A 25,686-nucleotide genomic window follows, 5' to 3' on the forward strand; every position below is an offset into this window, starting at 1 on the left:
ATATAGGCCTGCGTTGTATCGGACAGCTTGATGGTGAAGCGGCCATACAACCCGCCGCGCTCGGTCGTGGGCTGGATCGCGGTGTACAGGGCGCGATTCTGCGCGCAGTAGCTGCCCGGATTGGCCGGATCGTCGGTAACCAGGGTGCCGAGCGAACCGCACGATTGCAGCGGTTGTGCGAGGCCACCCGGATCGGCCACGCCTGAGGTGACGTCCCCCGGACGTGACAGGGTGCCCGGCGTCACCGTGCCGTAGATCGAGCCGGAATTCTGCGAGGGCTGCCCGCCGATGAGGTTGTTGCCGCCGCTGCGCCGCAGGTCGGCCGTGTTGTACGGGTAGCCCCGATCGCGGGTCATGATGCTGTTGTCTTTCTGGTACTCGGCACTGAAGTAGGCATTCCAGCCGTCCTTCCTCAGGTCGCCGCCGCCGAACAACACCGTCCCACGTTTCGTCGTCCCTCCGCCATGCTCCGAGGTACCGACATCGGCGGTGAACTCCGCCCCTTTGAAGCTGGGCTTGAGAATGATGTTGACCACACCGGCGATGGCATCGGCGCCGTACAGCGACGACGCACCATCCTTGAGTACTTCGATGCGGTCGATCGCATTCGAGGGAATGGTGTTGAGATCGACGAAGGAACGCTGCCCGTCATCGGTCACCGGGTAGTTCGCCGCACGCCGACCGTCGATGAGAACAAGCGTCGAATTCACGGTCAGGCCACGCAGTGCCACGCCCGTCGAACCCACCGCGAAGCCGGCGGTGAACGACGCCGGGATGGAACCGCTGTTGTCGGCCGAAATAGACCGTACGACGTCGGAAACCGTGGTCAGGCCGCTTTTCTGAATCTGCTCGGCCGTGATCGTGGTCACCGGCGACGGCGTTTCTACATCGATGCGAGGCAGGGCCGAACCGGTGACCGTGATGGCGGTCAACTCGGTGGTCTTCTTCGCCTGATCGTCGGGTGGCGGCGTTTGCGCGGGGGCTGCCGCCGGCACGGGGGGCGCGGCGGGCGCCGGCGGTGTCTGGCCTGACGCCTGGGCACACGCACAAGCGAGAGCGGTGGCGATGGCCAAAGCGAGGCCGTGGCGCCGAGGCGCCATGCTTTTTGTCGTTTTCATTGTGAGTCTCCGGGCCTTAGGGGAGTTTGGCTGGGACTTGGCGACCCGACGAATGAGAACGCAACGAGACATTCACAGGGACGCAAGGAAAACTTACGCCGTGTAAACGGCGTGCACCATCGGCCATTCGGAATAACTTGCAGGCCCTGAAAAAGGCATGTTCTGGCACGCGCTATGCACGTGCCATGCGAACGATCAAAGGGGTGTCTAGGGCTTGCGGAGCGGGTCCAGCAAGCGGCGCAGGCCGTTGTGATCCAGCTCGAGCATGATCGCAAGGAGGCGACCGAGCTCTCCCGGCGGGAAACCCTCCCGTGCAAACCACGCAAGGTAGTTTCCCGGAAGGTCGGCTATGGCCCTGCCCTTGAACTTGCCGAAGGGCATGATCGCCGTGGCGAGTTTCGCGAGGTCAGCGCGGAAGGCGTCGTTGGGATCGGTCATCCCGGCATTCTAACCGCCTACTCGTCGCCCGGATCGAAGCCCTCGCGATCCTTCATCAGCTTGCGCGCCGCCGCGATGCCAAGGGTCAGGCCTTCGGCACAGGCATCCTCTTCATTCTCGTGCAAGGTGGTGCACAGCTTCTCGGCGACCTCGTCGCCATCCTCGCTGATGACGTATTTGCCGCGCCAGCGCCCGGGCTTGGCGACGTAGCACGAACCTTCCACGTCGAAGAAACCGATTTTTCGATGGGTCATGAGTGGGGTGTTCCTCCTATCCTGCCCCCATCCTATGCATCGCGCATCAAGGTGACGTGCAGCGCTATTGCAGGCCGCTTACCGGACGCTTGGCGTTGGACTCGAATTCACGCCAGATACCGTCCGCGCCTTCGACCGAGACCAGCACTTGCAGGCCGCTGTGGACGCCCAGCAACTTGGACTGCTGCACGGCGTACGCGATAGCGCCCACGCGCGTCTCGAAATTTTCCATGGGCACGCCATTCATCTGCACGTGCCATAGCCCTGCCAAGTCGGGGCTGAACGGAATGTCGTAGATCACCAGTGCCATGAATCGGTGGGTAACCCTGTTTGTTACAGCGGACGCGGCGGATGGCAAAGATTATCCGTTCGCGAATGCACCCACAATGGAAGGATGACGCACTATTTCCTTCACGCCGGGCTCACCCCGAAAGGCGCTGCGCACGTGAACGCGAGGCCAGCGGGCATAACCGATGGCAGGCGATCGGTGGGCGCGTTCGTCTAGACTTCGCCGATGACGACGCCCCGCTTCCTCCTTGCCCTGCCCCTTTTCGTCGGTCTGGCCAGCACGGCCGGCGCGCAGACCCGGACGACTCCCCCGCCTGCGGCTGTTCCGGCCCCTGCGAGCAGCGTTCCGACGCTCGAAGCCGTGACGGTCAGCGGCGTGCAGCCCGGACCGGGCTTGTGGAAGGTCACCAAGGGTGAGCACACCTTGCTGATCCTCGGCAGCCTGGCGCCCATTCCGCAGAACATGACCTGGAAGGCGGACGAGGTCGACGATGCCCTCGCCCATGCCAGCGAGCTTATCCTTCCGCCGAAGGTGGACATCAAACCCAACGTCGGTTTCTTCGGCAAGCTCGCCCTGCTGCCGACGCTTATTGGCGTCCGTAATGCACCCGACGGGGCGACCCTCAAGGACACCCTGCCTGCGGACGTCTATGCGCGCTGGCTGACCGTGAAGGCCCGTTACATCGGTGACGACCGTTCCGTGGAGCGCTATCGCCCCATCTTCGCCGTCGTGGAGCTGTACAAGAACGCCGTCAAGAAGAGTGGCCTCGGCAAGGCCGGGGTGATCACCCGCACCGTGGTCGCCATCGCCACGAAGTACAACGTCAAGCAGACACCGGTGCAGTACACCCTGCTGGTCGACGATCCGCGCAAGGCGGTCAAGGAGTTCAAGCGTTCGACGCTGGACGATCTTTCGTGCTTCACCCTGAGCGTCGAGAACATCGATGCGCAACTGGCCGACATGACCCGTCGCGGCAATGCCTGGGCCACCGGCGATATCGGCGCCCTTCGCGACGACCGCACGGCCAAACAGCGCGCAGCCTGCCTCGATGCCGTTACCGACGGCGGCGTGGCACAGCGCATCGGCCTGACCGACATACCGAAGGCCGTCCGTGACACCTGGCTCGGTGTGGTCGACAACGCCATGGCCCACGATACGCAAGCCGTCGCCATCGTGCCGATCGAAGACCTGCTCGGCGACGACGGCTACCTGACCGCGCTCAAGGCCCGGGGCTACAAGGTCGAAGCGCCCGATGATGGCGACTGAGCCGGCGGCACGCCGTCGCGGATGATCGCCGAGAAGTCGTCGCCCGGCTTCGTCGCCCTCGCCCGCTCGGTGATTCGTCCGAGCCGGCGCCATTCGTCCACCGAAAACCGTCGATCCAGCGCGCCGTTATCCCTGAGATACCCCGGCAGGTAGCCAGTCAGAAGCAAGCGGATATCGAACGGAAGACCGTCGTCGATACGTCGCGCCATGCGGTAGACGATCGTCGTGCAGTTCGAGGTCACCGTGTTGTAGAAACGCGGCCGCTCGACCAGTTCGTTGGCCGCCTTGACGTAGGACAGGAAAAGCGAGCGCATCGCTTCTTTCGGCATGCGTAACGGAAAAATGTAGTCGTCCTCGCCACGCACATTGGTCCGCACGCGGACGATGTCATGCTCGTCGGCCGCGATGAGTACCAGTTCGAACTGCTTGAAGAACCCGCCGATTTCCGAGAAGGCTTCACCCTTTTCGCGACGGATCTCGATCGAGAAAACGACGTGGCGGCCGTCGTCGAAGCCGAACGACAGCATGGCGTGCGCGATGGCCTCGCTCGACCAGTAGGAGAGAATCGCGTCGGCCGAAACAAGGTGATCGAGGTCGTAGTCGCGGGTCTCCCAGCGCGCGTCGTAGTCATCGTCGCTACGCCAGTCGAAGTCGCGTACGTTGCGCAGGGTGACATGCGATCCGTGGACCTCGCCCGATAGCAGCTGAGCCACGTCGTCCGACCAGAGCCGGTCGTTACGTGGCCGGATGGTGGTCCACCAACCGATCAGCAGGGCCAGGGCGACGGCCAGGGCGATCGGGGCCCACCACGCGCGCCAACCGAACGAGGCGATCGCCAGACCCAGGTAGACGACGCTCCAGAGAACGGCACCGCCGGCGCGTAACGGAGTGGCACCGGGAAGCTGGTAGAACAGGGCGATCGCTCCCCAGGCACCGGAAAAAAACAGCAGGACCCCGGCGACGGCTCCGGCGACGGTGCGGGCGAGCATCCTGCGTTTTCTCATGGGTGAAGGGCTTCCGATGGGCTCATCGGACAAGCGTCGCCGCTGCGCTCAGCGAACGCAAACGGTTCCGCTGCCGAAACGACCTATTCGGACTATGGCGCACTGCCACAAAGCGCGTTATTTTCGGCATGACGCCGGGCATACGACCACGGCAACGCCGCTTTCGAGGGGGGCTCGCATGGTCCGTTTTCCGGCGATACCGCAGGCGATCGTCTTCGACCTCGATGGCGTGCTCTTCGACACCGAAGCGCTGTACCGCGATGCCCTGCTCGCCGCGGCCTCGGACCTCGGCATCCACATTCCCCTGTCGCTATGCCAGCGCATGGTCGGGCTGCATGGGCACGCGGCCCGCATGCTGCTTCGGGAACACGTCGGTGACGAGATCGATCTGGACGCCGTGTGGACCGGCGCTTCGGAGCGTTACCACGCCATGTTCGACACCGACCTCCGGCTCAAACCCGGGGTGACCGCCCTGCTCGACACCCTCGATGAATTCGGCCTGCCCCGTGCCATCGCTACCTCGTCGCCCCACGGCACGGCCATCCACCACCTCGAGGCATTCGGCCTGCGCGACCGCTTCGACGCCCTCGTGGCAGCGGGCGACTGCGAACGGTGCAAGCCCTACCCCGATCCTTACCTGCGCGCGGCGCGCATCCTCAACAAGCCGGCCAACTGCTGTCTCGCGCTGGAGGACTCCCAGGCGGGGGTCCGTTCGGCCGTGGCCGCCGGCCTGCCTACCATCATGGTGCCCGACCTGCAGCAACCCTCGGCCGAACTGCGCCGCCTGTGCGCCGGCATTGCGACGGACCTGGTCGTGGTCAACGAGTGGCTGCGCCAGGCCTGCGGCGCCGCCAGCCGCAACGAACCCGCTCACTGATCAACCCGGCGTGAGGCCGCTGATGGCGTCGTGGACCAGGACGGAAGCGACCTGGTCGCCTTCCGCGTCGACCACGGGATAGGCGGAACCCTGCATCGTCTGCCGGGAGCCGTCGGGACGTCGAATCACCCAACGCGCGTGTTTGCTGGTCTCCCCGTTACGGACGGCACGGGAAAGCGGCAGGTCCTCGGACGGGTACGGGCGCCCCTCTTCGGTGAAGATGCTGTACATCCGGCTGTAGTCCTCCGGCCCCACGGCCAGCCGGACCCAGCCATGCAGTTCCGCGGCACGCTCGTTGAGGTGGACGATGTCGCCCTTGGCGTCGGCAACGATCACGCCAAACGACGTGTCCTTGAGACTGCGCCATGGATGGCCGCCAAAGGTCCACGGCTCATCGAAACTGATACGCGACATCTCACCCCCGTTGCGATGTCTGGCGGATCGCCGCTCTCCGACGATGTGTGGGCCATAGTGGCCAAAAGCGCCGACTGCCACAAGGGAACCACGTCGCGTCCACGGGCCGTGCATGGGAAAAAGCGAAGACTGAGCGCTCTTACCGCGCGGGAGCCTCACCATGGGCCGTTTTGACGAACGCAATGTGCCGGGCGATGAGTTCGGCAGCATGTATGCCAACCGGGGACGCTTCCCCGACCAGCGAGACTTCGGGGCCAGTCCGTATGAAGCGGGCCACGAGGCCGAGGCCCGGCAACCGCACCCCGGTCACCGCGACTTCGGCGGCCACCACGCCTACGAGGGTCGCCATCCGGGCCACCGTCATTTCGGCCGCGATGAGGGCACTTCCTCGCAGGCAGGCGACGGTCGCCGCTGGACGCCCTCGGGCTATCCCGGTGGCCACCGCGGGACGGGGCCCCAGGGCTATGTCCGCTCCGATGAGCGCATCCGCGAGGACGTTTGCGACCGGCTCACCCTACACGACGCGATCGATGCCTCCCATATAGAGGTCGAGGTATCCGGGGGGGTGGTCACACTCGGCGGCGACGTGCCCGAGCGCTACATGAAACACTTGGCCGAAGACGCCGTGGCGGAAACCATCGGCGTGAAGGATGTGGCCAATACCCTGCGCGTGCGGGCGGGTGGCCTCGCGGAGACCTGAGTCAGGCCCGGCCAGCCACCGATACGGTGATGCTTGCCGGCGCTGTCGCATGCACGGACGCGCGGCCACATGCCTCGCGGATGGCATGCTCCAGCTGTTGTGCACTGTAGGGCTTGCATACCAGGGGTGCGAGGTAGCGGACGGGAATATCCAGCGGCATGGCCCCCGTGGCGAGGACGTAGGGCACGCCACGGCGGATCAGTTCATCCAATGCGGGATACGCCATGACACCCTGCAGGTCCAGGTCGACGACGGCGACATCGCAGCGCTCCACATGCGCGACGCGGATGGCTTCCTCGATACACCCTGCGCACGCCACCACGTCATAGCCCAGCCGCCCGACGAGCAGGTCTGTCAGCGCCGCAGCAAGGCCGGAATGGTCTTCAAAGATGATCGCGCGTGGCGCGGACCGCTCAGTACTCATGAAAGCCTCGATATCGGCTTTGGGGAACCTGTGAGCCAAACTACTACCGAATTTGCACGTTGAACATAGACCACTAGATAGATTTTTCCGCGCGATTCCTTGTCTCGATTGAATCGCCAATCCGTCATATCCCGCTACCGTTCGTCGGTGGGTTCCACGATAAATGGCGGTGCACCCCCGTTGCCTTTATTTCTTGCTCCGACGTCGTCACCCACCCTGGCAAGACGTTGCACGATCCGGCTGCTGTCTCCGCGCAGGCCATCACCGGGCTCGCTCGCGCGGGCGCTGGCGACCAGGGCAGCCTGCGCCTGCTTCAGCCGTACGACGCCCAGGTTGTAGAGAGCCTGCGCGTAGTCGGGCCTGAGCGTGATCGCACGTTCGTAGGCCTGCCCCGCCTCGTCGAGTTTCTGCAGGCGGAAGCGGGCATTGCCCAGGCGGAACCACGCGTCCGGGTCGTCGGGCGTGGCCGCGACCACGGATTCGTAAAGATCCGACGCATGGGGAATATTCCCGCTCGTATAGGCCTGGTTGGCGGCCTGCTCGTCGCGTGCGGCGTCAGCCCCACGGTCGGCCGCGGGCAGCGTGCGATGTCCCGCGCATCCGGCGAAGACGGCCATCGTGGCGATCAGGGGCAGTCGGGAGAATCCACGTAGGGTCACGTTTGCAGCTCCTCAGGGAAGGCGACAGCCACCTTGCCCCTCGAATGCGCAATCCGTCAAATACGCCTCACGCGGTATATCAGCGTGCGAGCCATTGTGCCGCGAGCGCCAGCGCGGCCGGCAACGCCTGCACATACAGGATGCGCCGGCTCGCCGTCAGCGCGCCCCAGAGACCGGCGACCACGACACAACCCAGTCCGTAGAACACGAACGCTGTGGCGAAGGGCTCGCGCAGGACCAGCCCGAGAACCAGCGCGACCACGAGAAAAGCGTTATAAAGCCCTTGGTTGGACGCCAGTGCCGCGCTATCTTGCGCGAATTCGGGCGTAATGCCGAAGACCCTGGGGCCACGGGTACGCCAGAGGACCATCTCGAGCAGCACGATGTACACGTGGATCAGAATCACCAGGGCGGTGAGTACGGTAGCGGCGGCGGCCATGGCGATCCTTCCTCGGGAGTGACCGCGATTCTACTTAGGCCGGATGGCGGATTGCAGGGCCCCTAGTCGGACGCTTTCATTACAAGATGCGTAACCTGATGGCAGCACAGGAGATCTCGCTGGAGGCCCTCGGGCTGCTCCAGGCCTTGCTGCATCACGACTACAGCGAAGCGCAGTTCCGGGCGAACCACGTCGCACGACACGCCCTCGAGCACGAGCATCTGCCTGTGGCCGACGCGGCCGAACGGATCGAAGGTCTGCTCGAGCAAGGCTGCCCGAACAGCATGGAGTTGCGTATCGCCCTGCGCTTCCTCGCCGCCTCGGTGGACAGCATGCAGCTGGTCGCCCTCCATCGTGCCGGTCGCATTCTGTGAGCGGCGTCGAGAGGGTGTACGGAAGCTCTAGACAGGCCGCCGCCGCTGTCGGTTAGGATCGGGCATCCCCTCCGGAGTTGCCCATGAACAAGCAAGACGACGGTATCAACCTGGACGCCGAGCCCAGCGGCGACGGCTGCGTCGAGTGTCTCGCGGCCGGCACCTGGTGGTTTCACCTTCGCCGATGCGCCGAATGCGGTCACATCGGCTGCTGCGACGATTCCTTGCACAAACACGCCAGCAAGCATGCGCATGCCACGGGTCACCCCGTGATCCAGAGTTTCGAGCCCGGCGAAGACTGGTTCTATGACTACCGCACCGATGACATGCTCGACGGTCCGACGTTGAAGCCGCCGCACAGCCATCCCCACGATCAACCGACACCGGGCCCGGAAGGCCTCGTGCCGCGCCATTGGCAGGCGGTACTCGCCCGAGGCGAGGAAAACCCGTGAAGGCCATTATCTTCGACGATTTCGGCGCTGCCGATGTGTTGCGACTCGATGACGTCGCCGAGCCCGAACTCCGGGATAGCGACCTGCTTGTCCGTAATCATGCCGCCGGCGTGAATCGCGCGGACATCATCCAGCGCACGGGTGGCTATGGCAGGGATAGCTTCGGCGACTCCGCCATCATGGGCCTGGAGATCGCCGGCGAGGTGATCGCCGTAGGCAAGGACGTACAAGGTTTTGCCGCGGGCGACCGCGTGATGGGCATCGTCGGCGGCGGTGGCTATGCCGAACAGGCCCGCATCGACTACCGCATGGCGATGCCGATCCCGCAGGGCATGGACTACGTGCGCGCGGCCGGCATTCCGGAAGTCTTCGTCACCGCCCACGAAGCCGCCCTCCACCTCGGCCGTCTGGACGCGGGCGAGAGCATCCTCATACATGCCGCTGCGGGCGGCGTAGGATCCGCCGCCGTGCAACTCGCCCATGCAGCGGGCGCGCAGGTTTTCGCTACCGCGGGTGCCGCAAAGCTCGATCGTCTTCGCGAGTTCGGCGCGGATGTCGCTATCGATTACAAAGCCGATGATTTCGCCAAGGTGATCGAGCGCGAGACTGGCGGCAAGGGAGTCGACGTCATCGTGGATTTCATCGGCGCACCCTACTTCGAGCGCAACCTCGCATCACTCGGCTATGGGGGGCGTCTCATCGAGGTCGGCCTTCTCGGTGGCGCTAAAGGTGCGACGCTGCCGCTGGATCGACTGCTCTATCGCCATCTGCAGATCATCGGCACGGTGATGAAGTCGCGTCCGCAGAGTGTCAAGCAGGCCATGACGCGACGCTTCCGCGACCGTTGGCTGCACGCCTTCGACGATGGCACGCTCGTGCCGGTGATCGACAGTCAGTTCGTCCTCGGCGATGCCGTGGAGGCACACCGACGCATGGAGTCTTCGTCCAGTGTCGGTAAGATCATCCTCACCATGTAACCGTAAGGACGAGCCTGACAATGAGTGAACCGATCACCTGGGCCGATTTCGAGAAAGTGATGCTGGTGGCGGGTACGGTCACGCGCGCCGAAGTGTTTCCCGAAGCGAAACGCCCCGCCTACCTGATCTGGGTGGACTTCGGCCCACATGGGGAGCGCAAGACCAGTGCGCAGGTCACCGGCGTCTATCAGCCCGGAGACCTCGTCGGCCGGCAGATCGTCGGCGTGATCAATTTTCCGGAGAAACAGATCGGCCCCGTTCGCTCGCAGTTTTTGCTAACCGGCTTCCACACCGACGAGGGCGTGGTGATCACGACCGTGGAGCGACCCGTGCCCAATGGGACTCGGATGGCCTGATCGAACCGACGTGCCGGCGCATCACTTCGCCGGCGTGTCGAACACCGGATCCTTGAGGCCGGCGATGGTATGCGATCCGCCCGCCTGCATCTCGAGCACGACGATATCGTTGCGCCCCTTCTTCAGCCACGAGGCCGGCACGTAGAGGCTCTGCTGCGGCCCGATGTGCCAGAAACGCCCCAGGTGATGGCCGTTGACCCAGACGTTGCCCTTGTTCCAGCCGCGCATGTCGAGGAAGGTACCGTCCGGCCTGGCCAGGGTGAAGCTGCCGTGCCAGAACGCCGGACCCTGGCCCGTGCTTGTGCCGGGGGCGAAGTGCAGGCTCGACAGGTCGTCCAGCGGCAAGGGGTAGACCGACCAGTTGAGCAGGTCCTCGCCGGCCACCTGCACCGAATAGGTGATGCCTTTGTAGTCGTCTTCCATGCCGGGGCCGATATTGATCCGGCCCATGTTCTCGACGACGAGGTCGAGGGTGCTGCCGGCCTTCAGGTCCACCGGCATGGCGTGCTGGTCCTGGCGACGATCCAGCGTACCCAGCGGCTTGCCGTCGGCGAGCACGGTGGCGTAGTCACGTACGTCGCTCACATCGAGGGAGCCCTTGGCATCGGCATCCAGTGACTTGCGATAGAGGATCAGCCCGTAGTTCTGGCCGAAGGTCTCCATGCCGTGCGGCGTGACGGACGTCTGCGGCTTCGACAGCCCTGGCAACGCGTCGAGCAGGCTCACCGACGTGTCCAGCGTGAAACGTGGGATCGCCACCGTCGGCGACGAGGCGGGGACCTTCGGCAGGGTCTCGCCCTTTGGTAAATGCGCAGCGATCACCTTGCGCAATGCCTCGAATTTCGGCGTCAGGCGGCCGGCCTCGTCGATCGGCGAGTCGTAGTCGTAGCTGGTCGTGACCGGGAGGTAATGCGCGTCGTCGTTATTCGCGCCGTTCATCCAGCCGAAGTTCGTCCCGCCATCGACCATGTACAGGTTGAACGAGATGTCGTGATCCATCATCCACGACACTGCACTGCTCACGTCGCCGACATCGCGCGTCTTGTGTGTCAGGCCCCAGCGGTCGTACCAGCCCGTCCAGTACTCGCCGGCCATGCGCGGCATGCCTTCCATCAGCGGCGCCGAGCGTCGAAACGCACGCTCGGTCTGCTTGCCATCGCCGGTGAAGTTGATCACCGACACCATGCCCGGCAACGAGCCGCGCGGCATCCACGTCGGGCCAGGGCCATTGGAGGTGAACATCGGGACGTCGAAGCCGGCGTCGACCATCTGCTGGTGGATCGCTTCCAGGTAATCCCGGTCGTTGCCGACGTAACCGTATTCGTTCTCGACCTGCACCATGAGAATGGGACCACCGCGACTGCTAAGCAGAGGCGCAAGTTCCTGGTTCAACCGCTTGAACCATGCCGCGCTGGCTTTCAGGAAGCGCGGGTCGAACGAGCGGATACGCAGGCCGGGCGTACGCAGCAGCCACGCTGGAATACCCCCGAACTCCCACTCGGCGCAGACGAAGGGACCGGGGCGCACGATGACGTTGAGGCCTTCTTCCTGCGCGGTGCGCACGAAGGCGGCGATGTCTCGGTCGCCGCTGAAATCGAACTTGCCCGGCTCCGGCTCGCTCTCGTTCCAGAACGCGTACGTGGTGATGGTATTGAGGCCCATCGCGCGTGCCTTGCGCAGGCGATCGCGCCAGTCCGCGCGGGGAATACGCGGATAGTGCATTTCACCCGAGCGGATCACATAAGGCTTGCCGTCGAGCAGGAACTGCCCCTGCCCCACCGCGAAGTGCGGCGTATCCACCGCGAAGGAAGGATAGGCGACGCCCGCCAGCAGGCAGGTCGACAAGAGCAGACTCAGACGCTTCATCGTGTCTTCCGCAGAGTTTAAGCGTCTGAACTTACCGATGCGCCCCGCGGAGAGCAAGGGCGTCCGTCACACGAAATTGGAAAACTCATACAATATCGAAGGGCTCGGTCGGCGCGCCCCTGATCTTACGCGGTGAAGAAGCTCGGCGAGATCTCCACGGCGAACGGATCGTGCAGCCGCACTTCGCGCGCATCTTCCGAGATGATTTCGTAAGGCACATAAATGAAGCGCGCGTAGCCCTTCGACTCGATATGCACGCGGACGCCATCCTTCGATGGTGCGTCGAATTCGTCGGGAATGGTCACGTTGGCGACCAGCGCCGCCGCCAGTGCTTCGGAGGGGCGTCCCGTCGCGAACCGGTCGAAGATCACGCGATAGACATCGTGGGCTTCCGGCTCATCGCCGCCGTCGTGCCCCGGATCGGCCGCCAGCCTGCCCTCTTCGGACACGGTCGCGCCGAACGGGTAGAAGTCGCCGTTCTCCTCCAGCATCTCCTTCGCAAAATCCATCGAAAAGGTGAAAAGCTGGTTGAGCCGCGTCTGCGTGACATCCATACGAAATCCTCGAACACGCCGATCGGCGATGGTGGAGGCATCGTAAGACAGCGCGGCCGCGGACGCTACGCCGCTGTCGGCAGGCTCTGGGCCAGCTGGTCGCCGGGCACGGGACTGCCCAGCAGGAAGCCCTGGAGCACGTCGCAGCCCAGTCGCGTCAACAATTCCTGCTGCTCGCTGGTCTCGACGCCTTCGGCGACGATGTTCAGGCCCAGCGTCTTGCCCAGCGCGATGATGGCCGAGACGATGGCTTCATCGTCGTTGCCGCGGGTCAGTTCGGTGACGAAACCACGGTCGATCTTCAGTTCATCGGCGGGGAGCTGCTTGAGGTAGAGCAGACTGGAATAACCCGTGCCGAAGTCGTCGATGGAAATACCCACGCCGAGGGCCGCCACCTCGTTGAGAATGGCCAGGCTGGCCTCCGCATCGCGCATCGCCGTGGACTCGGTGATCTCCAGGACCAGGCAGGCCGGGTCGAGTGAGTGACGTGCGAGTGTCGAGCGGAGCACATCGACCAGGCCGGTGTGCGTGAGCTGCACCGTCGACAGGTTCACCGCGACGGTCCAGGCCGCATGCCCTTCGTCCTGCCATACGCGCATCTGCCGGCACGCCTCGTCGATCACCCAGTTACCGATGGGAATGATCAGGCCCGTACGCTCGGCGACACCGAGGAACTCGTCCGGAGGCACCAGACCCACCCCGGGCTTCTGCCAGCGAAGCAGGGCCTCGACGCCCGTGACCGGGCCGTCCGGCGAAACGAGCTTCGGCTGGTAATAAAGCAGGAACTCGCCCTGATCGAGCGCCCGGCGCAAGTCGTGCTGCAACTGCAGCTGCTGGTGCACGTTGGCGTTCATCGCGCTCTCGAAGAAGCAATAGCCGTTGCGCCCCTGCTCTTTCGCGTGATACATCGCGGCATCCGCATTGATCATCAGGTCGTGCGTGGTCCGGCCGTTCTCCGGAAACACTGCGATGCCAATGCTTGCCGATACATGCACACTGTGCTCGTCGATCAGGTAAGCGGCACCAAGAACGTCGACCAGTCGCTGCGCCAGCAAGGCCGCATCCTCCGGTCGCGAAACGTCCACCGCCATGACGAATTCATCGCCGCCCAGGCGGGCCACCGTATCCTCGCCACGCTTGGTGGTCAGGACCCGACGGGAAACCTCCTTCAGCAGTAGATCGCCGACATGGTGGCCGTAGACATCGTTCACCGCCTTGAATCCGTCCAGGTCCATGAAGAGCACGGCAAACTGACGCCCTTCCCGCGTCGCCTTGTGGATCGCCTGGTCCAGACGATCGCCGAGAAGCACCCGGTTCGGCAGACGCGTGAGGTTGTCATGCAGGGCGAGCTGGACCAACTCGCTGTTGGCCCGATCCAGCGACGTGGTCAGCAGATTGGCGCGCACGTCGAGCATCGACACGATCAATGCGATCGCGAACACCGCAAGGCTGACGACGATCACGACGAGGGCCAGCCACTTGGCATCGATGCCGGTGTTGGCGGCACCGCAATAACTGCCGGCCGGAAAATCCGCCGCGGCCATGCCGGTGTAGTGCATGCCGACGATCGCGCAACCCATCACCAGCGACGCGCCCAGGCGGGCGAGCACGACGTGCTCGGCATCCTTGCGCAGGCGGAAGGAAATCCACAAGGCGGCGCCCGAGGCCAGCACGGCCACGACCACCGACAAGGCAAAGAGCAGCGGCTCGTAGACCACCCCAGGCATCATCCGCATCGCCGCCATGCCGGTGTAATGCATCGCGGCAATGCCGGCGCCCATGATCAGGGCACCCACGACGAGCCTTCGCCTCGGCAGCTGTTCGTGGCACACCACCCAAAGGGCGAAGGCCGAAGAGCCGATCGCAAAAACCAACGAAAGCAGGGTCAGGTCGAGGTCGTAGCCGATCGCAATGGGCAGGCTGAAAGCCAGCATCCCGATGAAATGCATCGACCAGATGCCGATACCCATGGCGAAGGATCCGCCCGCAAGCCAGAGCGCCGAGGCCGTGCCGCGGGTGCCCGACACCCGGCCAGCCATGTTCAGCGCCGTATAGGAGGCGAGGATGGCCACCACGAGGGAGAAGGCGACGAGGACGCCGCTGTAACTGCTGACGAGCATGGGATTACCTGAGGGGCCTGCGGTGCTGCCACGCATCGGGGCGATGGATGGCCTCGTACAGGATATCGGCAAAGGGGGGGTGACCTTGAGGGAAAACGATCAATTCCGTCAGATTGGGAGCAGCCCTACCCTAAGTAATTCAACGGTTCCGGGATATCACCCACCGGTACAAACTCGCTCACACCGTTCCAATCCGGCGACCGCAGGTGGGACCTAACGTCTGCTCGGGAGAGGGTGTCTGTCAGCAGGGGCTTTGAACCGATGAATCTCGATGGTCGCAGGATCGACTTGCGTAGAACCGGCCGTCGCATCGCCGGCGCCGTCGTTTGCCTGGGATTTTTCCTGCTTGCCGCTAGCCTGCACGCACAAACGCGTAGCAGCGTGACGGCGCCCGATTCGATCGCGACCCGGGTCATGGCCTGTACCACCTGTCACGGCGAGCGGGGGCAAGGCAGCGGCGACGACTACTATCCGAGGCTCGCTGGCAAGCCGGCTCGCTATCTCTACAATCAGCTGCTGGCGTTTCGGGACGGGCAGCGCAAGTACGCGCCGATGACCTATCTGCTCGAGTACCTGCCGGACGCCTATCTGCAGGAGATGGCGCAGTATTTTGCCGCGCAACAGACGCCCTTCCCTGTATTGCCCCGGCCCGATGTCGGACCCGATGTCATGGCGCTGGGCAAGAAGTTGACTCTCGAAGGCGATCCCGCCCGGCACATTCCCTCCTGCGTGGCCTGCCACGGCGCATCGCTCACCGGGGTTTCGCCCGAGATTCCGGGGCTCCTCGGCTTGCACGCCAAGTACATCAGCGCCCAGCTCGGCGCGTCGCGCTATGGCGCGCGCGTCACCGCGAAACCCAACTGCATGCAGAAGATCACCGTCCTGCTCAACGATGCGGACATCGCCGCCACGGCCGCCTACCTCTCGTCGCTGCCTTCGCCGCTCAATCCCGCGCCGGCTACCGAAGGATCGCTACCACTGGCACTCACCTGCCAAAGTAGTGACGCCCGATGAGAACGCATCGCTGGATCGCCGTCGGTCTTCTCTTCCAGGCGCATGCCGCGTCCGGCCAGGATGCCTCGGTCGTCGCACGCGGCGAATACCTCGCCCGCGCTTCCGACTGCATCGCTTGCCACAGCAATCCGGGAGACAAACCCTTCGGCGGTGGGCGCCCGATGGTCACGCCGTTCGGAACGCTGTATTCGCCGAACATTTCGCCCGATCGCGCCACTGGCATCGGCGCGTGGACGGCGGACGAGTTCTACACAATGATGCATACCGGTCGTGGACGATCGGGTGCGCTGCTTTACCCGGCCATGCCATTTGCCGCGTACACGAAGATGACGCGGGCGGATGTCGATGCCATCTTCGCGTACCTGAAGACCGTGCCGCCGGTGCACCGGCCGAACAACGCCCAGGACCTCCGCTTCCCGTACAACAACCGCAACCTGTTGCTCGGTTGGCGCACGCTCTACTTCAAGGAGGGCGAATACAAGCCCAATCCAACGAAATCCAGCGAGTGGAATCGCGGCGGCTACTTGGTGGAAGGCCCTGGCCATTGCTCGATGTGCCATACCGCCATCAATGCCCTGGGCGGCAGTTCCGCCTCGGCCGCCTACCAGGGCGGCCTCATTCCTATGCAGGACTGGTACGCGCCCTCACTCACCTCGAACAAGGAAGCGGGGCTCGGCGAATGGAGTATCGGCGATATTTCCGACCTTCTGCAGGCGGGCGTGTCCACCCGCGGCGCGGTCTATGGACCAATGGCCGAGGTCGTGCACAACAGCCTTCAGTACCTTTCCGATGCGGACATCCGCGCGATGTCGGTCTACCTCAAGGCCTTGCCTTCCACCGGCCAAACGGCCGAACCGACGAAGGCCCAGGTGCAGAACAAGCTCCGCCTGTTTCCGCTGGGCAAGAAGATCTACACGGCGCAGTGCGCTGTCTGTCATGGATCACAGGGCGAAGGCCGGGGTGTCGACTTCCCCCCGCTGGCAGGCAACCAGTCGATCCAGATGACGTCCTCGGTCAATCCGATCCGCATGGTGCTCAACGGCGGCTATCCACCCGGCACGATACGCAACCCGCGGCCCTACGGCATGCCGCCGTTCGCGCAAGGCCTGTCGGATGAAGAAGTCGCCGCCGTCGTGACGTATATCCGCACCGCCTGGAACAACCGCGGCACGGCGGTGACGGACGCCGACGTCAACGCGCTTCGATCCGCGCCGCTGGATTAACGAGGACATCGCTTTCATGACCGACATCGACCATGACCATCCCAGCGAAGAGGACAAGCGCGTCGACGAGATCGTGCGCTCCGGTCCGCGTGGCGCCCTGATGGTCGCCGGCATCGCCGTCGCCCTCGTCTTCCTGATGTGGTTCCTCTTTTACTTCTTCGCTTTCCTTCCACGCGGCAACATTAACTAGAGGCGTCATCATGGTTGCATCGGTTCCCGCAGACCCGCCCGGTGGCGAAGATGTCGCCAGGCGCGTCGAAACGCGCTGGGCCATCGTCATGGTCGGCATCGTCGCGTTGCTGGTGGCGATGGTCATCTTCACCGGCCTGCACTGGGCGACAATGCCGCCATCGCGCGTGGAAACCATCGATCCGACGACCCTGCATGTCGCGGGCGAATTCGTCGAGAGCAACCTGGGTAGCGCGGCCGAAGCCGATGGCTCGGTCACCGTGCGGATCGTCGGCCAGCAGTATTCGTTCACGCCGCAATGCATCGTCGTTCCGGCGAAAACACCCGTCACTTTCCGGGTCACGAGCGCCGATGTGATCCACGGCATGATCATCACCGGCACCAATATCAACTCGATGGTTTCGCCGGGTTTCATCTCAACGTTCAAAACGACCTTCGACAAGCCGGGCGATCACCTGATGCCCTGCCACGAGTTCTGCGGCACCGGGCACGAAGGCATGTGGGCCAACGTCAAGGTCGTCGAGCCGGACGCCTTCGCCAAACTGGTCGGCCCCGCAAGGAGAGCCAGCTGTGATCTCTAACAAGCGCCTCGTGCTTGCACACTTCTGGCTGGCGTTTGCGCTTTTCGGCGTCGCCGTACTGCTGGGCGAATGGCAGATGTTCATCCGTAGTCCGCTCAGCGGCTGGCTGCGCAACGCGGATATGTATTACCGCTCGGTCACGGCGCATGGCACGGTCATGGGCTATGTGTTTCCCACGCTGGTCGCCATGGGTTTCGGCTACTTCATTTCCGAAGCATCCCTCGGCCAGCCGCTGGTCGGCCGGCGCTGGGCCTGGGCCGGCTATTTCATGATCATCGCGGGCTCGATCGCCGCCGTCGTGCCCGTGGCGCTCGGGCTGGACTCGGTGCTGTACACGTTCTATCCGCCGATGATCGGCAACGTGTTTTATTACCTTGGCGTCGTGCTGGTGGTGGTCGGCTCCTGGGTGTGGGTCGCCCTCATGGGCGTGAACCTGTACGTGTGGAAGCGCGCCCATCCGGGCGCACCGGTTCCCCTGGCTATGTTCGCCAACGTGGCGGGCGCTTATCTCTGGGCGTGGACCGCGGTCGGCGCCGCGCTGGAACTGCTCTTCCAGATCATTCCCGTGGCGCTCGGTTACGCCACCACCATCAACGCCGGCCTGTCGCGCGTCCTGTTTTCATGGACCCTCCATGCCATCGTCTACTTCTGGCTGATGCCGGCGTACATCGCCTTCTACACCATCGTGCCGCGCGCGATCGGCGGTCGGCTTTACAGCGACTCGATGGCGCRCATCTCGTTCGCGCTGTTCCTGGTCTTCGCGATGCCGATCGGCATCCATCACCTGTTTGCGGATCCGGAAGTCGGCTCGGGCTTCAAAGTCGTCCATTCCATCTTCACCGCCATGGTGGCGGTGCCGACCCTGCTGACGGTGTTCACCATCTGTGCTTCGGTCGAGATCGCGGCCCGGTTGCGTGGCGGCACCGGACCCTTCGGCTGGGTCAAGGCCTTGCCGTGGAAGAATCCGCAGATGCTGGCGTTGGCACTGTCCTTTGTCATGCTCGGTTTCGGCGGTGCCGGTGGCCTGATCAACATGAGCTATCAGCTGGACTCGACCATCCACAATACGCAGTGGGTGACCGGGCATTTCCACCTGATCTTCGGTGGCGCGATCGTCATCATGTATTTCGCGATCGCCTACGACCTATGGCCGCACCTCACGGGACGCGTGATCCACGACGCCCGCCTCGTCCGCATGCAGCTGTGGCTGTGGTTCATCGGCATGATCGTGCTGACCTTCCCCTGGCATTACGCGGGCCTTCTCGGCATGCCCCGACGCATGGCGTTTTACGACTACACCGCTCCTGGCATGTTCGCCGAGGGCGTCTCCGTCGTCATGTCCGTCATCGGCGGTGCGCTGTTGGTCGTGTCGGCACTGATCTTCATCGCGGTGCTGGTGCGCAATCACTGGGCCACCCGCGTCGAACCGGAAACCTTCACCTTCAGCCGGGCCGTGCATGAGCCGGTCACGCTGCCGTGGGCCCTGAACGGTCTGGGGTTCTGGGTCGCGCTGATGATCGCCCTGACGATCACCAACTACGGCTACCCCATCGTCCAGCTCATGCGGATGCCTGAGGCGAATGTTCCGCCGGTCTTCGTGGGAGGCAAGCCATGAGTGGCCCCCTGTTACGCAACCGGTGGTTCGTCGGCAGTGTCGGCGGCACCTTCCTGCTCCTGGTGTTTTCGCTGTTCGTCGGCTTCGTCTGGCTGCCCTCGGCGCAGGAGGATGCCTTGTTCAAAGGGCTGTGGAACTCGATCTGCAGTGCCGCCGGCGCACCGAGGTCTTGGTTGAGCCCGACCAGTGCGCCTGTCACGTCCCCGACCAAGGTCTCCKAGGTCGTCCTCACACCCACCACGCTCGACGAACCCGCGTCAGGCGGCGGCGTCGGTCGGGGCGGCACGCTCGCACTACGCTGCACCATGTGCCACGGCTTGCGTGGCGTGAGCTCGTCGCAGACGCCGAACCTCGCCGGCCAGTACGCATCGTCGATCTACAAGGAACTGCGCGATTTCCAGAGCGGCGCCAGGCCGAGCGCCGTGATGACACCGCTCGTCATCCAGCTCAGCGACCAGGACCTGCGTGACCTCTCCGCGTATTACGCCTCCCTGCCCCGCCGGCAGACACCCGGTGCCCAGGACCTGCAAGCCGCGCCAGACATCGTCGCGACCGGTGCACCCATGCGCAACATCCCACCCTGTGGCTCCTGCCACGGCCGGCTCGACAGCAAGCTGGGCGTGCCATGGCTGGATCCCCAGCCGCGCGACTACCTGAAGACGCAGCTGGAAGCGTTTGCCCACGGCACGCGGCGCAATGACACCAGTGCCCAGATGCGCAATATCGCGCGCAACATGACGCCGCAAGAAATCGATGCGTCGGTGGACTATTACTCCGGCACGCGGTGATCGCATAATCAGCGAGCCGAATGCTGCGGCGGTGTCCCGGAGTTTCCATGGAGAAGGTTACTGGCGTCGCGCTCGGCTTGAGGCTGGCTGCGGCTTTTATGGTTGCCGCGACGTTTTCGACGCACAGCGAGGCAACGGAGCCTGCCGTGACGCGCATCGTCATCGACGATGACTGGGGTGGCCTCAATCCGACCTCGCCTCACCGTTCTCACTGGGTGATCGAGCCGCATGGTTCCGGCTACGTCATCTACGGAACGAAGAGTCAACGGCGGATGGCGACACAAGCGAATGGTTCCTGGACCGAGGAGCCCGACGTCACGAACATCGCGGCACAGCCTGTGGCCGGCGCCGCCGTCGACGCGCTGGTGCGGGCCTTGCGGGCGCCACCCCAAGATACGATCGACCCCGTCGTGTTCGGCACGGACATCGACCATGCCGGTAAAACGATCGACGAGATGGTCAAGAAGCTGACCGCTTTGAATCCACCGCCGGCCTTGCGACAGCGCATCCTCGCCTGGGGAAATAGTCTGCGGCAGGGGCACCCATTGGCCGAGGCGATCACCGTCGGCGTAACCACGAGCTTTCACACCGACGATAGCCCGCGCACTCGCGTCGAGACAGACTTCGCCGACGGATCGACCCTGGTCTTCTCTTCCGGCTCGCAGAATCTGCTCCTGCTTCCCTGGAGCGACGCTTTCGGCCACAAGTCGTATTCGGCAGCCATACCCAAAGCGCTGGCGGAGGTGCTTCCACCGACATCGACCAATCGAAAACGACTCGCCGCAGAGCCGTCCGAGGACGAACTCGACGATTACCTTGAGAAGGGAATGGGCAATGACTACGCCCGGTTCCAGGTGCAGATTGTGGCGCCAAAGGCCTACGCCGCGCTGGCATCTCGTTTCACCATCGTCGAGATCAATCCGGTGGACACGCCCTCAGACCCGTTGTTTGTCAACGTAAGTCTTCCCGGCGGGCCGTCGAACCTCATTCTCGGCACGCAGCTGGCCATCGAAGGCCAGGCCCTGGCGAAACCCTCAGACCTGGACGGGATGATGACTGCGTTGAATACGGCCGCCACGGCAACGGGTTTACACCAAGCCATGCTGGCATCTCCCAAGGATGACTTTCGCATCGAGCACGGCGTCGACATGCCGTCGTTTCAAGCAGGGACAAAGAAACAGTTCATCGAGCAAATGGCCGAAGCGCACAAGCTGCCGGAGCTTGCCAAGCATCCACAGTTGCTCGACGGCGCCGTCTTGGTGACGCAGGGTGATGACCCGACGTATTGGGTGGCCTTGCATGATCGCCGCGCGGTCGTGTGGAAGCGTTACGTCGGAAGCACTCCGTCTCCCGGGCGTCCGCTCTGCGCCAACGTGCCTGCTTCCGAAGAGTCTTTCGGCAGCCTGGGCAATTCCGACGAGTGCATCGGTAAGGTCTATGACGCTGCCGGTAAGGCTCTTTAAACTCATCAAGTCTTCGCACAAACATTCACGAAACAACGCCACGCAAGCGCAGCCCTTTCTCGGAAAGGAGCCCGTGCTGCCGTACGCTCGCCGGCCTCGTCGCCAAGACGGTATCGCGGCAAATGATTGGTTTAATTTGTAGACCACGCCCACAAAAAAACCCGCTTTCGCGGGTTTCTCTGCGAGCCGGTGAGGTCTCCGGATCTTTGTTGGTGCCCAAGGGGGGACTCGAACCCCCACAGCCTAAACCGCTACCACCTCAAGGTAGTGCGTCTACCAATTCCGCCACCTGGGCATAACTTTTACAGCGTGTTGCCGTGTCGCTGATTACTTCTTGGCCGGTTCCGCGGGAGCCTGGGTGGCCTCCTGCTTTGCAGCCGGTACATCGGTGTTCGCTGCCGGGGCGGTAACGGCGGGTGCCTGCGGCACATCCGACGCGACCGGCTTCACCGGAGCGTTGTTGGCGGGAGCGGCCGGCACGGTAGCACCGGACATCACGCCAAGATCCGCGGCCGGCTGGGGCGTGCCCGAGCGACCGAGGTAGATACCCATGCCCAGGCTAAGCACGAAGAACAGTGCTGCCAGGACTGCCGTGGCGCGCGTCATGAAGCTCGACGAACCACGTGCACCAAACACGGTAGCGGACGCGCCGCCACCGAAACCCGAACCTGCATCCGCACCGGCGCCGCGCTGCATGAGAATCAGCACGATCATCGCTGCCGCGACCAGGATGTAAAGAACGCTGAAGAGGATGAACATATCTTCTGTTTGCCGTGTCGCGTTATCGACGCGCCGCGGCGCAAATTTCCAGGAAGTCGGAGGCTACGAGAGCGGCTCCGCCGATCAATCCCCCGTCTACATCAGGCTGGGCGAAAAGGTCGGCCGCATTGGCCGGCTTGACGCTGCCACCGTAAAGCACCCGGGTCAGGAGCGAGATATTAACATCCTTTTTTGCCACTTGGCTACGGATGAACGCATGAATTTTTTGGACCTTGTCCGGGGTGGCCGTGAGGCCCGTCCCAATGGCCCAAACCGGCTCATAGGCGATCACGCCGGTACGGAATGCCTCTACGCCATAGACATCGATCACGGCGCCCAGCTGACGGCCGATGACCTCTTCGGCCTTGCCCGCCTCGTGCTCTTCCTGCGTCTCGCCCACACAATAGATAGGTGTCAGGCCGGCATCGCACGCCGTCCGGAACTTCTTCGATAGCAGCGCATCGGTCTCGTGGTAGTACTGGCGCCGTTCGGAGTGGCCCACCAGGGTCCACTTTGCGCCCACATCGCGGACCATCGAACCGGAGATCTCACCGGTGAAGGCGCCCTGCTCCGGGTGCTCGGAAATCGTCTGGGCACCGAAGCCGAGGCCACGGTCGCCGTATTTGTGGACGAGATCGGCCAGGTAGACCATCGGTGGAATGACCAGGACGTCGACGCCGTCTTCGAGGCCCTCGACGATCTCGCGGACCAGGCCATCGGCCATCTTGCGCGATCCGTGCATCTTCCAGTTACCGGCGACGAGCTTCTTGCGCATGGTTTGCTTCCGGGCAGGGCCAAGGGGCGGCAGGATAGCGGCGGCTCCCCCGGCGGCAAAAGCTGCAACGCCGCATAAAGCCACCGGAACACCACGTTCACCGAGGGTATCGCATAACCCTCGGAATTGACCTGCCCCGTCCTGCCTTCGATGATCCCTGCATGCGAACCCTGAGAATATTCTTTACCGCCCTCCTCTTGACCGTCTCGGTCGCCGCCTTCGCGCAAGCGCAGGACGACGACCCGGGCAAGCAGATCGGCGATCTCCGCTCCCAGCTCGACCAGATCGAAAAAGGGATGAAGGACGACAACATCACCGACAAGGTGATCGACGACCTGCGTGGCCAGGCCGGTGACGTCGTCGGCAAGTCCCAGAAAGTCTCCAGCGCGCTGTCGCCCAATCGTGACGCGGCCAAGGCCCGGCTGGACCAGCTCGGCCCCGCGCCGGCCACCGGCACCAAGGAAGCGCCGGAACTCGCGGCCACGCGCAAGGATGCCCAGAAGGCCTTCGACGCCGTCGACGCACAGATCAAACAAGCGGACGGCATCGCGCTCGAAGCGCAGCAGACCACCAGCCAACTTGCCGATCTGCGCCGCATCCGCTTTCAGCAATTCCTCTCCCGGCGCACGGCGTCACCGTTTTCGCGCCCGTTCTGGTCGGAACCGGCCAAGGCGTTCCCGCGTGATTCGGCTAACCTGAGCGACTTCACGACCGGCGTGAAGACCGACCTGGCCAGAAGCTGGACCGACGGCAACCGTATCGCCCTGATCGTCTGCGTCCTGTTCGGCGTGCTGCTCATGACGGGCGTGCGCTTCTATCTCGAGCAACGCGCACGTCATCTCACGGCGAACCGCATGCCGCCGGGTCGGCTGCGTCGCTCGGCGCTGATCCTCGGCATCACCCTGACCTCGGCGCTGACCACCGGCCTCGGCACCCAGTTGCTCTATCTGGGTTTGAACTGGAACGAGACCTTCAGCGACGACACGGACGCGATGGCCAAGGCCCTCGTCCGCATCATTTTCTTCGGCGCGTTCATCGCCGGTCTCGGCCGCGCCCTGATCTCGGCAAAGCGACCGTCGTGGCGACTGCCCGCCATCTCGGACGAGACGGCGCTCAGCCTGCGTCGGTTCCCGATGCTGTTCTCGCTGGCCGTGGTGCTGTTCTACTTCCTCAAGGAACTCAACCGCACGATCGGCACTAGCCTCGCCGCCACGGTGATGACCAGCAGCCTGCAGGCGCTGGTGCTCACCACGCTCACCGCGATCGGACTGGTACGCCTGAGCCGTTCGCACCATGTCGTCGACGAAGACGGTGACCCGCCGGCGCCCCGCCCGATCTGGGCCAGCCTGTTCATCGCGGCCGCGTGGATCGCCATCGTCGCCTCGTGGATCGGCCTGCTCACGGGCTTCGTGGCGTTCGCCTCCTTCATGGCCGGCCAGGTGGTGTGGACCGTCATCGTGCTCTCGGCCACCTACCTCGCGATGCGCCTGGTCGACGACTTGTTCGAGACGCTGCTCTCTGAAAAGGGGCCGATGAGTGCACGTGCGCAGGCCATCTTCGGCACGCACCCGCGACTGCTCGACCAGGCAGGCGTGCTGCTGTCGGGCATCGTGCGACTGGCACTCTTCATGTTCGGCCTGGTGGCGGTGATCTCCGGGTTCGGCGCCGGCGCGTCGGACATCCTGACGCTGGGCACGAAGCTGCAGACGCTGAAGATCTACAACTTCGAATTCAAGCCGGACCAGATCCTCACGGCGATCGGCTTGTTCTTCCTCGGCCTGCTCGCCGTGCGCGTCATCAAGAACTGGCTGTCCGAGCAGTATCTGCCGCGGACCAACCTCGACCCGGGCATGCGAAGCTCGCTGACGACCTTGCTGGGCTATGTCGGCGTGGTGATCGTCGTCGCGATCGCCTTGCTGGCGATGGGCCTCTCGGTACAGAACGTCGCCTGGGTCGCCTCGGCTCTCTCGGTCGGTATCGGTTTCGGTCTGCAGGCGATCGTGTCGAACTTCATCTCCGGCCTGATCCTGCTGGCGGAGCGTCCGGTAAAGGTGGGCGACTGGGTGGTGCTCGACGATGCCGAGGGCGATATCCGCCGGATCAACGTGCGTGCCACGGAGATTCAGGTGTCCGACCGCTCGACCATCATCGTGCCGAACTCGTCGTTCATCACCAAGCCGGTGCGCAACATGACGATGGCGAATCCGCAGGGTCGCGTCTTGATCAAGTTGCCGATGCCACTGGATACCGATCCGATGGAAGCGCGTGAGCACATGCTCGAGGCGATGCATGCGCATAAGCAGGTGCTGGAGACGCCGGCACCGTCGGTGACGCTGGACAACATCGACCGTGCGGCGATGACATTCGCCGTGACCTGCTACGTGGGTGGACCGCGCGACGTGGGTAACGTGAAGAGCGATCTGCTGTTCGACATCATTGCGCGGCTGCGCAAGTCGGACATTCCGTTGCTGCGGCCGCAGGACCTGGTGTTGCGTGGCGGCGGGAGCATGTCGGATGTGGTCGGACCGACGGCGGATGCGGCGCCGAAGGCGTCTACGGATGATCCGTCGAGCTGACGGGTGGCTGCGTAGCTGACGCCGCGGCTAGCACCCGTTCGCCGATGAATCGGCTCCTACCGAGCTGGCGCAACCTGCTTGGTAGGAGCCGATTCATCGGCGATGCTTTTCGTCCAGACGAG

The 25,686-nt window shown here is 64.0% G+C and carries 29 protein-coding genes and 1 tRNA gene; 15 read left to right on the plus strand and 15 right to left on the minus strand.

Annotated features, from left to right (window positions below; translation table 11 throughout):
- The 4 genes from AC1DYM_RS15450 to AC1DYM_RS15465 form a co-directional block, all read right to left on the minus strand.
- The coding region (locus AC1DYM_RS15450; protein ID WP_477339777.1) for a TonB-dependent receptor plug domain-containing protein at positions 1–1,118 on the minus strand (1,118 nt) is incomplete at its 3' end.
- Between the two features lie 207 nt (positions 1,119–1,325).
- Positions 1,326–1,556, minus strand: coding sequence for a DUF3820 family protein (locus AC1DYM_RS15455; RefSeq protein ID WP_477339779.1), 231 nt, complete (start codon positions 1,554–1,556; stop codon positions 1,326–1,328).
- A gap of 17 nt (positions 1,557–1,573) precedes the next feature.
- A complete protein-coding gene (locus tag AC1DYM_RS15460; RefSeq protein WP_477339781.1) occupies positions 1,574–1,810 on the minus strand; it encodes a hypothetical protein in 237 nt (78 codons plus the stop codon).
- 64 nt (positions 1,811–1,874) lie between these two features.
- On the minus strand, positions 1,875–2,120 hold the full coding sequence (locus AC1DYM_RS15465; RefSeq protein WP_046966757.1) for a hypothetical protein: 246 nt from the start codon (positions 2,118–2,120) through the stop codon (positions 1,875–1,877).
- A 204-nt stretch (positions 2,121–2,324) separates the two neighbouring features.
- Between AC1DYM_RS15465 and AC1DYM_RS15470 the strand changes: the two genes are divergently transcribed.
- Positions 2,325–3,365, plus strand: coding sequence for a TraB/GumN family protein (locus tag AC1DYM_RS15470; RefSeq protein ID WP_477339782.1), 1,041 nt, complete (start codon positions 2,325–2,327; stop codon positions 3,363–3,365).
- Here AC1DYM_RS15470 and AC1DYM_RS15475 read toward each other — a convergent pair.
- Positions 3,332–4,369, minus strand: a complete 1,038-nt coding sequence (locus AC1DYM_RS15475; RefSeq protein ID WP_477339783.1) for an Lnb N-terminal periplasmic domain-containing protein — start codon at positions 4,367–4,369, stop codon at positions 3,332–3,334. The genes AC1DYM_RS15470 and AC1DYM_RS15475 overlap by 34 nt on opposite strands.
- A 178-nt stretch (positions 4,370–4,547) precedes the next feature.
- On the opposite strand from AC1DYM_RS15475, the gene AC1DYM_RS15480 reads away from it, so the two are divergent.
- Positions 4,548–5,246 (plus strand): HAD family hydrolase, encoded by a 699-nt coding sequence (locus AC1DYM_RS15480; RefSeq protein ID WP_477339784.1) that lies wholly within the window; start codon positions 4,548–4,550, stop codon positions 5,244–5,246.
- Here the strand turns inward: AC1DYM_RS15480 and AC1DYM_RS15485 are convergent, their stop codons facing one another.
- Positions 5,247–5,660: a PAS domain S-box protein gene (locus tag AC1DYM_RS15485; protein ID WP_477339786.1), complete on the minus strand. Its 414-nt coding sequence runs from the start codon at positions 5,658–5,660 to the stop codon at positions 5,247–5,249.
- A 160-nt stretch (positions 5,661–5,820) separates the two neighbouring features.
- Here AC1DYM_RS15485 and AC1DYM_RS15490 point away from each other — a divergent pair, with 160 nt between their 5' ends.
- Positions 5,821–6,360 carry a BON domain-containing protein gene (locus AC1DYM_RS15490; RefSeq protein WP_477339788.1) on the plus strand — a complete coding sequence of 180 codons (540 nt, stop codon included), beginning with the start codon at positions 5,821–5,823 and terminating at the stop codon, positions 6,358–6,360.
- Between the two features lies 1 nt (position 6,361).
- Here the strand turns inward: AC1DYM_RS15490 and AC1DYM_RS15495 are convergent, their stop codons facing one another.
- The 3 genes from AC1DYM_RS15495 to AC1DYM_RS15505 form a co-directional block, all read right to left on the minus strand.
- Positions 6,362–6,784, minus strand: coding sequence for a response regulator (locus AC1DYM_RS15495; protein WP_477339790.1), 423 nt, complete (start codon positions 6,782–6,784; stop codon positions 6,362–6,364).
- A gap of 134 nt (positions 6,785–6,918) precedes the next feature.
- Positions 6,919–7,443, minus strand: a complete 525-nt coding sequence (locus tag AC1DYM_RS15500; RefSeq protein ID WP_477339792.1) for a tetratricopeptide repeat protein — start codon at positions 7,441–7,443, stop codon at positions 6,919–6,921.
- A 79-nt stretch (positions 7,444–7,522) separates the two neighbouring features.
- Complete coding sequence (locus AC1DYM_RS15505; protein ID WP_477339794.1) at positions 7,523–7,882, minus strand: DUF1304 domain-containing protein; 360 nt, start codon at positions 7,880–7,882, stop codon at positions 7,523–7,525.
- A 98-nt stretch (positions 7,883–7,980) separates the two neighbouring features.
- On the opposite strand from AC1DYM_RS15505, the gene AC1DYM_RS15510 reads away from it, so the two are divergent.
- From AC1DYM_RS15510 to AC1DYM_RS15525, 4 genes are all read left to right on the plus strand, one after another.
- On the plus strand, positions 7,981–8,256 hold the full coding sequence (locus AC1DYM_RS15510) for a hypothetical protein (protein ID WP_477339796.1): 276 nt from the start codon (positions 7,981–7,983) through the stop codon (positions 8,254–8,256).
- Between the two features lie 83 nt (positions 8,257–8,339).
- Positions 8,340–8,708 (plus strand): UBP-type zinc finger domain-containing protein, encoded by a 369-nt coding sequence (locus AC1DYM_RS15515; RefSeq protein ID WP_477339798.1) that lies wholly within the window; start codon positions 8,340–8,342, stop codon positions 8,706–8,708.
- Positions 8,705–9,685 carry an NAD(P)H-quinone oxidoreductase gene (locus AC1DYM_RS15520; RefSeq protein ID WP_477339800.1) on the plus strand — a complete coding sequence of 327 codons (981 nt, stop codon included), beginning with the start codon at positions 8,705–8,707 and terminating at the stop codon, positions 9,683–9,685. Before AC1DYM_RS15515 ends, AC1DYM_RS15520 begins: the two co-directional genes overlap by 4 nt.
- A 20-nt stretch (positions 9,686–9,705) precedes the next feature.
- Positions 9,706–10,041 (plus strand): tRNA-binding protein, encoded by a 336-nt coding sequence (locus AC1DYM_RS15525; RefSeq protein WP_046966748.1) that lies wholly within the window; start codon positions 9,706–9,708, stop codon positions 10,039–10,041.
- A gap of 21 nt (positions 10,042–10,062) precedes the next feature.
- Here AC1DYM_RS15525 and AC1DYM_RS15530 read toward each other — a convergent pair whose 3' ends face one another.
- From AC1DYM_RS15530 to AC1DYM_RS15540, 3 genes are all read right to left on the minus strand, one after another.
- Entirely contained in the window at positions 10,063–11,907 is a 1,845-nt protein-coding gene (locus AC1DYM_RS15530) for a beta-galactosidase (protein WP_477339803.1), read from the minus strand.
- 125 nt (positions 11,908–12,032) lie between these two features.
- Positions 12,033–12,461 (minus strand): hypothetical protein, encoded by a 429-nt coding sequence (locus AC1DYM_RS15535; protein WP_477339805.1) that lies wholly within the window; start codon positions 12,459–12,461, stop codon positions 12,033–12,035.
- 65 nt (positions 12,462–12,526) lie between these two features.
- Entirely contained in the window at positions 12,527–14,581 is a 2,055-nt protein-coding gene (locus AC1DYM_RS15540) for a putative bifunctional diguanylate cyclase/phosphodiesterase (RefSeq protein ID WP_477339807.1), read from the minus strand.
- Between the two features lie 288 nt (positions 14,582–14,869).
- Here AC1DYM_RS15540 and AC1DYM_RS15545 point away from each other — a divergent pair, with 288 nt between their 5' ends.
- The 7 genes from AC1DYM_RS15545 to AC1DYM_RS15575 all read left to right on the plus strand — a co-directional run bounded on the left by AC1DYM_RS15545 (position 14,870) and on the right by AC1DYM_RS15575 (position 21,454).
- The gene (locus AC1DYM_RS15545) at positions 14,870–15,595 is read left to right on the plus strand and encodes a c-type cytochrome (RefSeq protein ID WP_477339810.1); all 726 of its coding nucleotides are present in this window, start codon (positions 14,870–14,872) and stop codon (positions 15,593–15,595) included.
- The gene (locus AC1DYM_RS15550; protein WP_477339812.1) at positions 15,592–16,818 is read left to right on the plus strand and encodes a c-type cytochrome; all 1,227 of its coding nucleotides are present in this window, start codon (positions 15,592–15,594) and stop codon (positions 16,816–16,818) included. Before AC1DYM_RS15545 ends, AC1DYM_RS15550 begins: the two co-directional genes overlap by 4 nt.
- Before the next feature lie 16 nt (positions 16,819–16,834).
- On the plus strand, positions 16,835–17,008 hold the full coding sequence (locus tag AC1DYM_RS15555; protein WP_477339814.1) for a hypothetical protein: 174 nt from the start codon (positions 16,835–16,837) through the stop codon (positions 17,006–17,008).
- An 88-nt stretch (positions 17,009–17,096) separates the two neighbouring features.
- Positions 17,097–17,588, plus strand: a complete 492-nt coding sequence (locus AC1DYM_RS15560) for a cupredoxin domain-containing protein (protein WP_477339816.1) — start codon at positions 17,097–17,099, stop codon at positions 17,586–17,588.
- Complete coding sequence (locus AC1DYM_RS15565) at positions 17,578–19,203, plus strand: cbb3-type cytochrome c oxidase subunit I (protein WP_477339818.1); 1,626 nt, start codon at positions 17,578–17,580, stop codon at positions 19,201–19,203. The genes AC1DYM_RS15560 and AC1DYM_RS15565 overlap by 11 nt, the downstream gene beginning before the upstream one ends.
- Positions 19,200–19,991, plus strand: a complete 792-nt coding sequence (locus tag AC1DYM_RS15570) for a c-type cytochrome (RefSeq protein ID WP_477339820.1) — start codon at positions 19,200–19,202, stop codon at positions 19,989–19,991. The genes AC1DYM_RS15565 and AC1DYM_RS15570 overlap by 4 nt, the downstream gene beginning before the upstream one ends.
- Positions 19,992–20,038: 47 nt before the next feature.
- Positions 20,039–21,454, plus strand: coding sequence for a hypothetical protein (locus tag AC1DYM_RS15575; protein ID WP_477339822.1), 1,416 nt, complete (start codon positions 20,039–20,041; stop codon positions 21,452–21,454).
- Positions 21,455–21,664: 210 nt separating this feature from the next.
- Here AC1DYM_RS15575 and AC1DYM_RS15580 read toward each other — a convergent pair.
- The 3 genes from AC1DYM_RS15580 to tpiA all read right to left on the minus strand — a co-directional run bounded on the left by AC1DYM_RS15580 (position 21,665) and on the right by tpiA (position 22,988).
- Positions 21,665–21,749 (minus strand) — tRNA-Leu (locus AC1DYM_RS15580).
- Positions 21,750–21,781: 32 nt separating this feature from the next.
- A complete protein-coding gene (gene secG, locus AC1DYM_RS15585; RefSeq protein WP_477339824.1) occupies positions 21,782–22,213 on the minus strand; it encodes a preprotein translocase subunit SecG in 432 nt (143 codons plus the stop codon).
- Positions 22,214–22,235: 22 nt separating this feature from the next.
- Positions 22,236–22,988, minus strand: a complete 753-nt coding sequence (gene tpiA / locus AC1DYM_RS15590) for a triose-phosphate isomerase (RefSeq protein WP_477339826.1) — start codon at positions 22,986–22,988, stop codon at positions 22,236–22,238.
- A 161-nt stretch (positions 22,989–23,149) separates the two neighbouring features.
- Between tpiA and AC1DYM_RS15595 the strand changes: the two genes are divergently transcribed.
- Positions 23,150–25,564 (plus strand): DUF3772 domain-containing protein, encoded by a 2,415-nt coding sequence (locus AC1DYM_RS15595; RefSeq protein ID WP_477339828.1) that lies wholly within the window; start codon positions 23,150–23,152, stop codon positions 25,562–25,564.
- The last annotated feature ends 122 nt before the right edge of the window (positions 25,565–25,686 follow it).

This window comes from Luteibacter sp. P1_D3 (genome assembly GCF_056406135.1).

Excerpts from the sequence above, each read along its gene's own strand:
- AC1DYM_RS15505 (WP_477339794.1), bottom strand. The coding sequence starts at position 7,882 with ATGGCCGCCGCCGCTACCGTACTCACCGCCCTGGTGATTCTGATCCAC.
- AC1DYM_RS15515 (WP_477339798.1), top strand. The coding sequence starts at position 8,340 with ATGAACAAGCAAGACGACGGTATCAACCTGGACGCCGAGCCCAGCGGC.
- AC1DYM_RS15530 (WP_477339803.1), bottom strand. The coding sequence starts at position 11,907 with ATGAAGCGTCTGAGTCTGCTCTTGTCGACCTGCCTGCTGGCGGGCGTC.
- AC1DYM_RS15475 (WP_477339783.1), bottom strand. The coding sequence starts at position 4,369 with ATGAGAAAACGCAGGATGCTCGCCCGCACCGTCGCCGGAGCCGTCGCC.
- secG (WP_477339824.1), bottom strand. The coding sequence starts at position 22,213 with ATGTTCATCCTCTTCAGCGTTCTTTACATCCTGGTCGCGGCAGCGATG.
- tpiA (WP_477339826.1), bottom strand. The coding sequence starts at position 22,988 with ATGCGCAAGAAGCTCGTCGCCGGTAACTGGAAGATGCACGGATCGCGC.
- AC1DYM_RS15490 (WP_477339788.1), top strand. The coding sequence starts at position 5,821 with ATGGGCCGTTTTGACGAACGCAATGTGCCGGGCGATGAGTTCGGCAGC.
- AC1DYM_RS15540 (WP_477339807.1), bottom strand. The coding sequence starts at position 14,581 with ATGCTCGTCAGCAGTTACAGCGGCGTCCTCGTCGCCTTCTCCCTCGTG.
- AC1DYM_RS15550 (WP_477339812.1), top strand. The coding sequence starts at position 15,592 with ATGAGAACGCATCGCTGGATCGCCGTCGGTCTTCTCTTCCAGGCGCAT.
- AC1DYM_RS15560 (WP_477339816.1), top strand. The coding sequence starts at position 17,097 with ATGGTCGGCATCGTCGCGTTGCTGGTGGCGATGGTCATCTTCACCGGC.
- AC1DYM_RS15525 (WP_046966748.1), top strand. The coding sequence starts at position 9,706 with ATGAGTGAACCGATCACCTGGGCCGATTTCGAGAAAGTGATGCTGGTG.
- AC1DYM_RS15575 (WP_477339822.1), top strand. The coding sequence starts at position 20,039 with ATGGAGAAGGTTACTGGCGTCGCGCTCGGCTTGAGGCTGGCTGCGGCT.
- AC1DYM_RS15495 (WP_477339790.1), bottom strand. The coding sequence starts at position 6,784 with ATGAGTACTGAGCGGTCCGCGCCACGCGCGATCATCTTTGAAGACCAT.
- AC1DYM_RS15470 (WP_477339782.1), top strand. The coding sequence starts at position 2,325 with ATGACGACGCCCCGCTTCCTCCTTGCCCTGCCCCTTTTCGTCGGTCTG.
- AC1DYM_RS15465 (WP_046966757.1), bottom strand. The coding sequence starts at position 2,120 with ATGGCACTGGTGATCTACGACATTCCGTTCAGCCCCGACTTGGCAGGG.
- AC1DYM_RS15460 (WP_477339781.1), bottom strand. The coding sequence starts at position 1,810 with ATGACCCATCGAAAAATCGGTTTCTTCGACGTGGAAGGTTCGTGCTAC.
- AC1DYM_RS15455 (WP_477339779.1), bottom strand. The coding sequence starts at position 1,556 with ATGACCGATCCCAACGACGCCTTCCGCGCTGACCTCGCGAAACTCGCC.
- AC1DYM_RS15510 (WP_477339796.1), top strand. The coding sequence starts at position 7,981 with ATGGCAGCACAGGAGATCTCGCTGGAGGCCCTCGGGCTGCTCCAGGCC.
- AC1DYM_RS15535 (WP_477339805.1), bottom strand. The coding sequence starts at position 12,461 with ATGGATGTCACGCAGACGCGGCTCAACCAGCTTTTCACCTTTTCGATG.
- AC1DYM_RS15595 (WP_477339828.1), top strand. The coding sequence starts at position 23,150 with ATGCGAACCCTGAGAATATTCTTTACCGCCCTCCTCTTGACCGTCTCG.
- AC1DYM_RS15485 (WP_477339786.1), bottom strand. The coding sequence starts at position 5,660 with ATGTCGCGTATCAGTTTCGATGAGCCGTGGACCTTTGGCGGCCATCCA.
- AC1DYM_RS15555 (WP_477339814.1), top strand. The coding sequence starts at position 16,835 with ATGACCGACATCGACCATGACCATCCCAGCGAAGAGGACAAGCGCGTC.
- AC1DYM_RS15480 (WP_477339784.1), top strand. The coding sequence starts at position 4,548 with ATGGTCCGTTTTCCGGCGATACCGCAGGCGATCGTCTTCGACCTCGAT.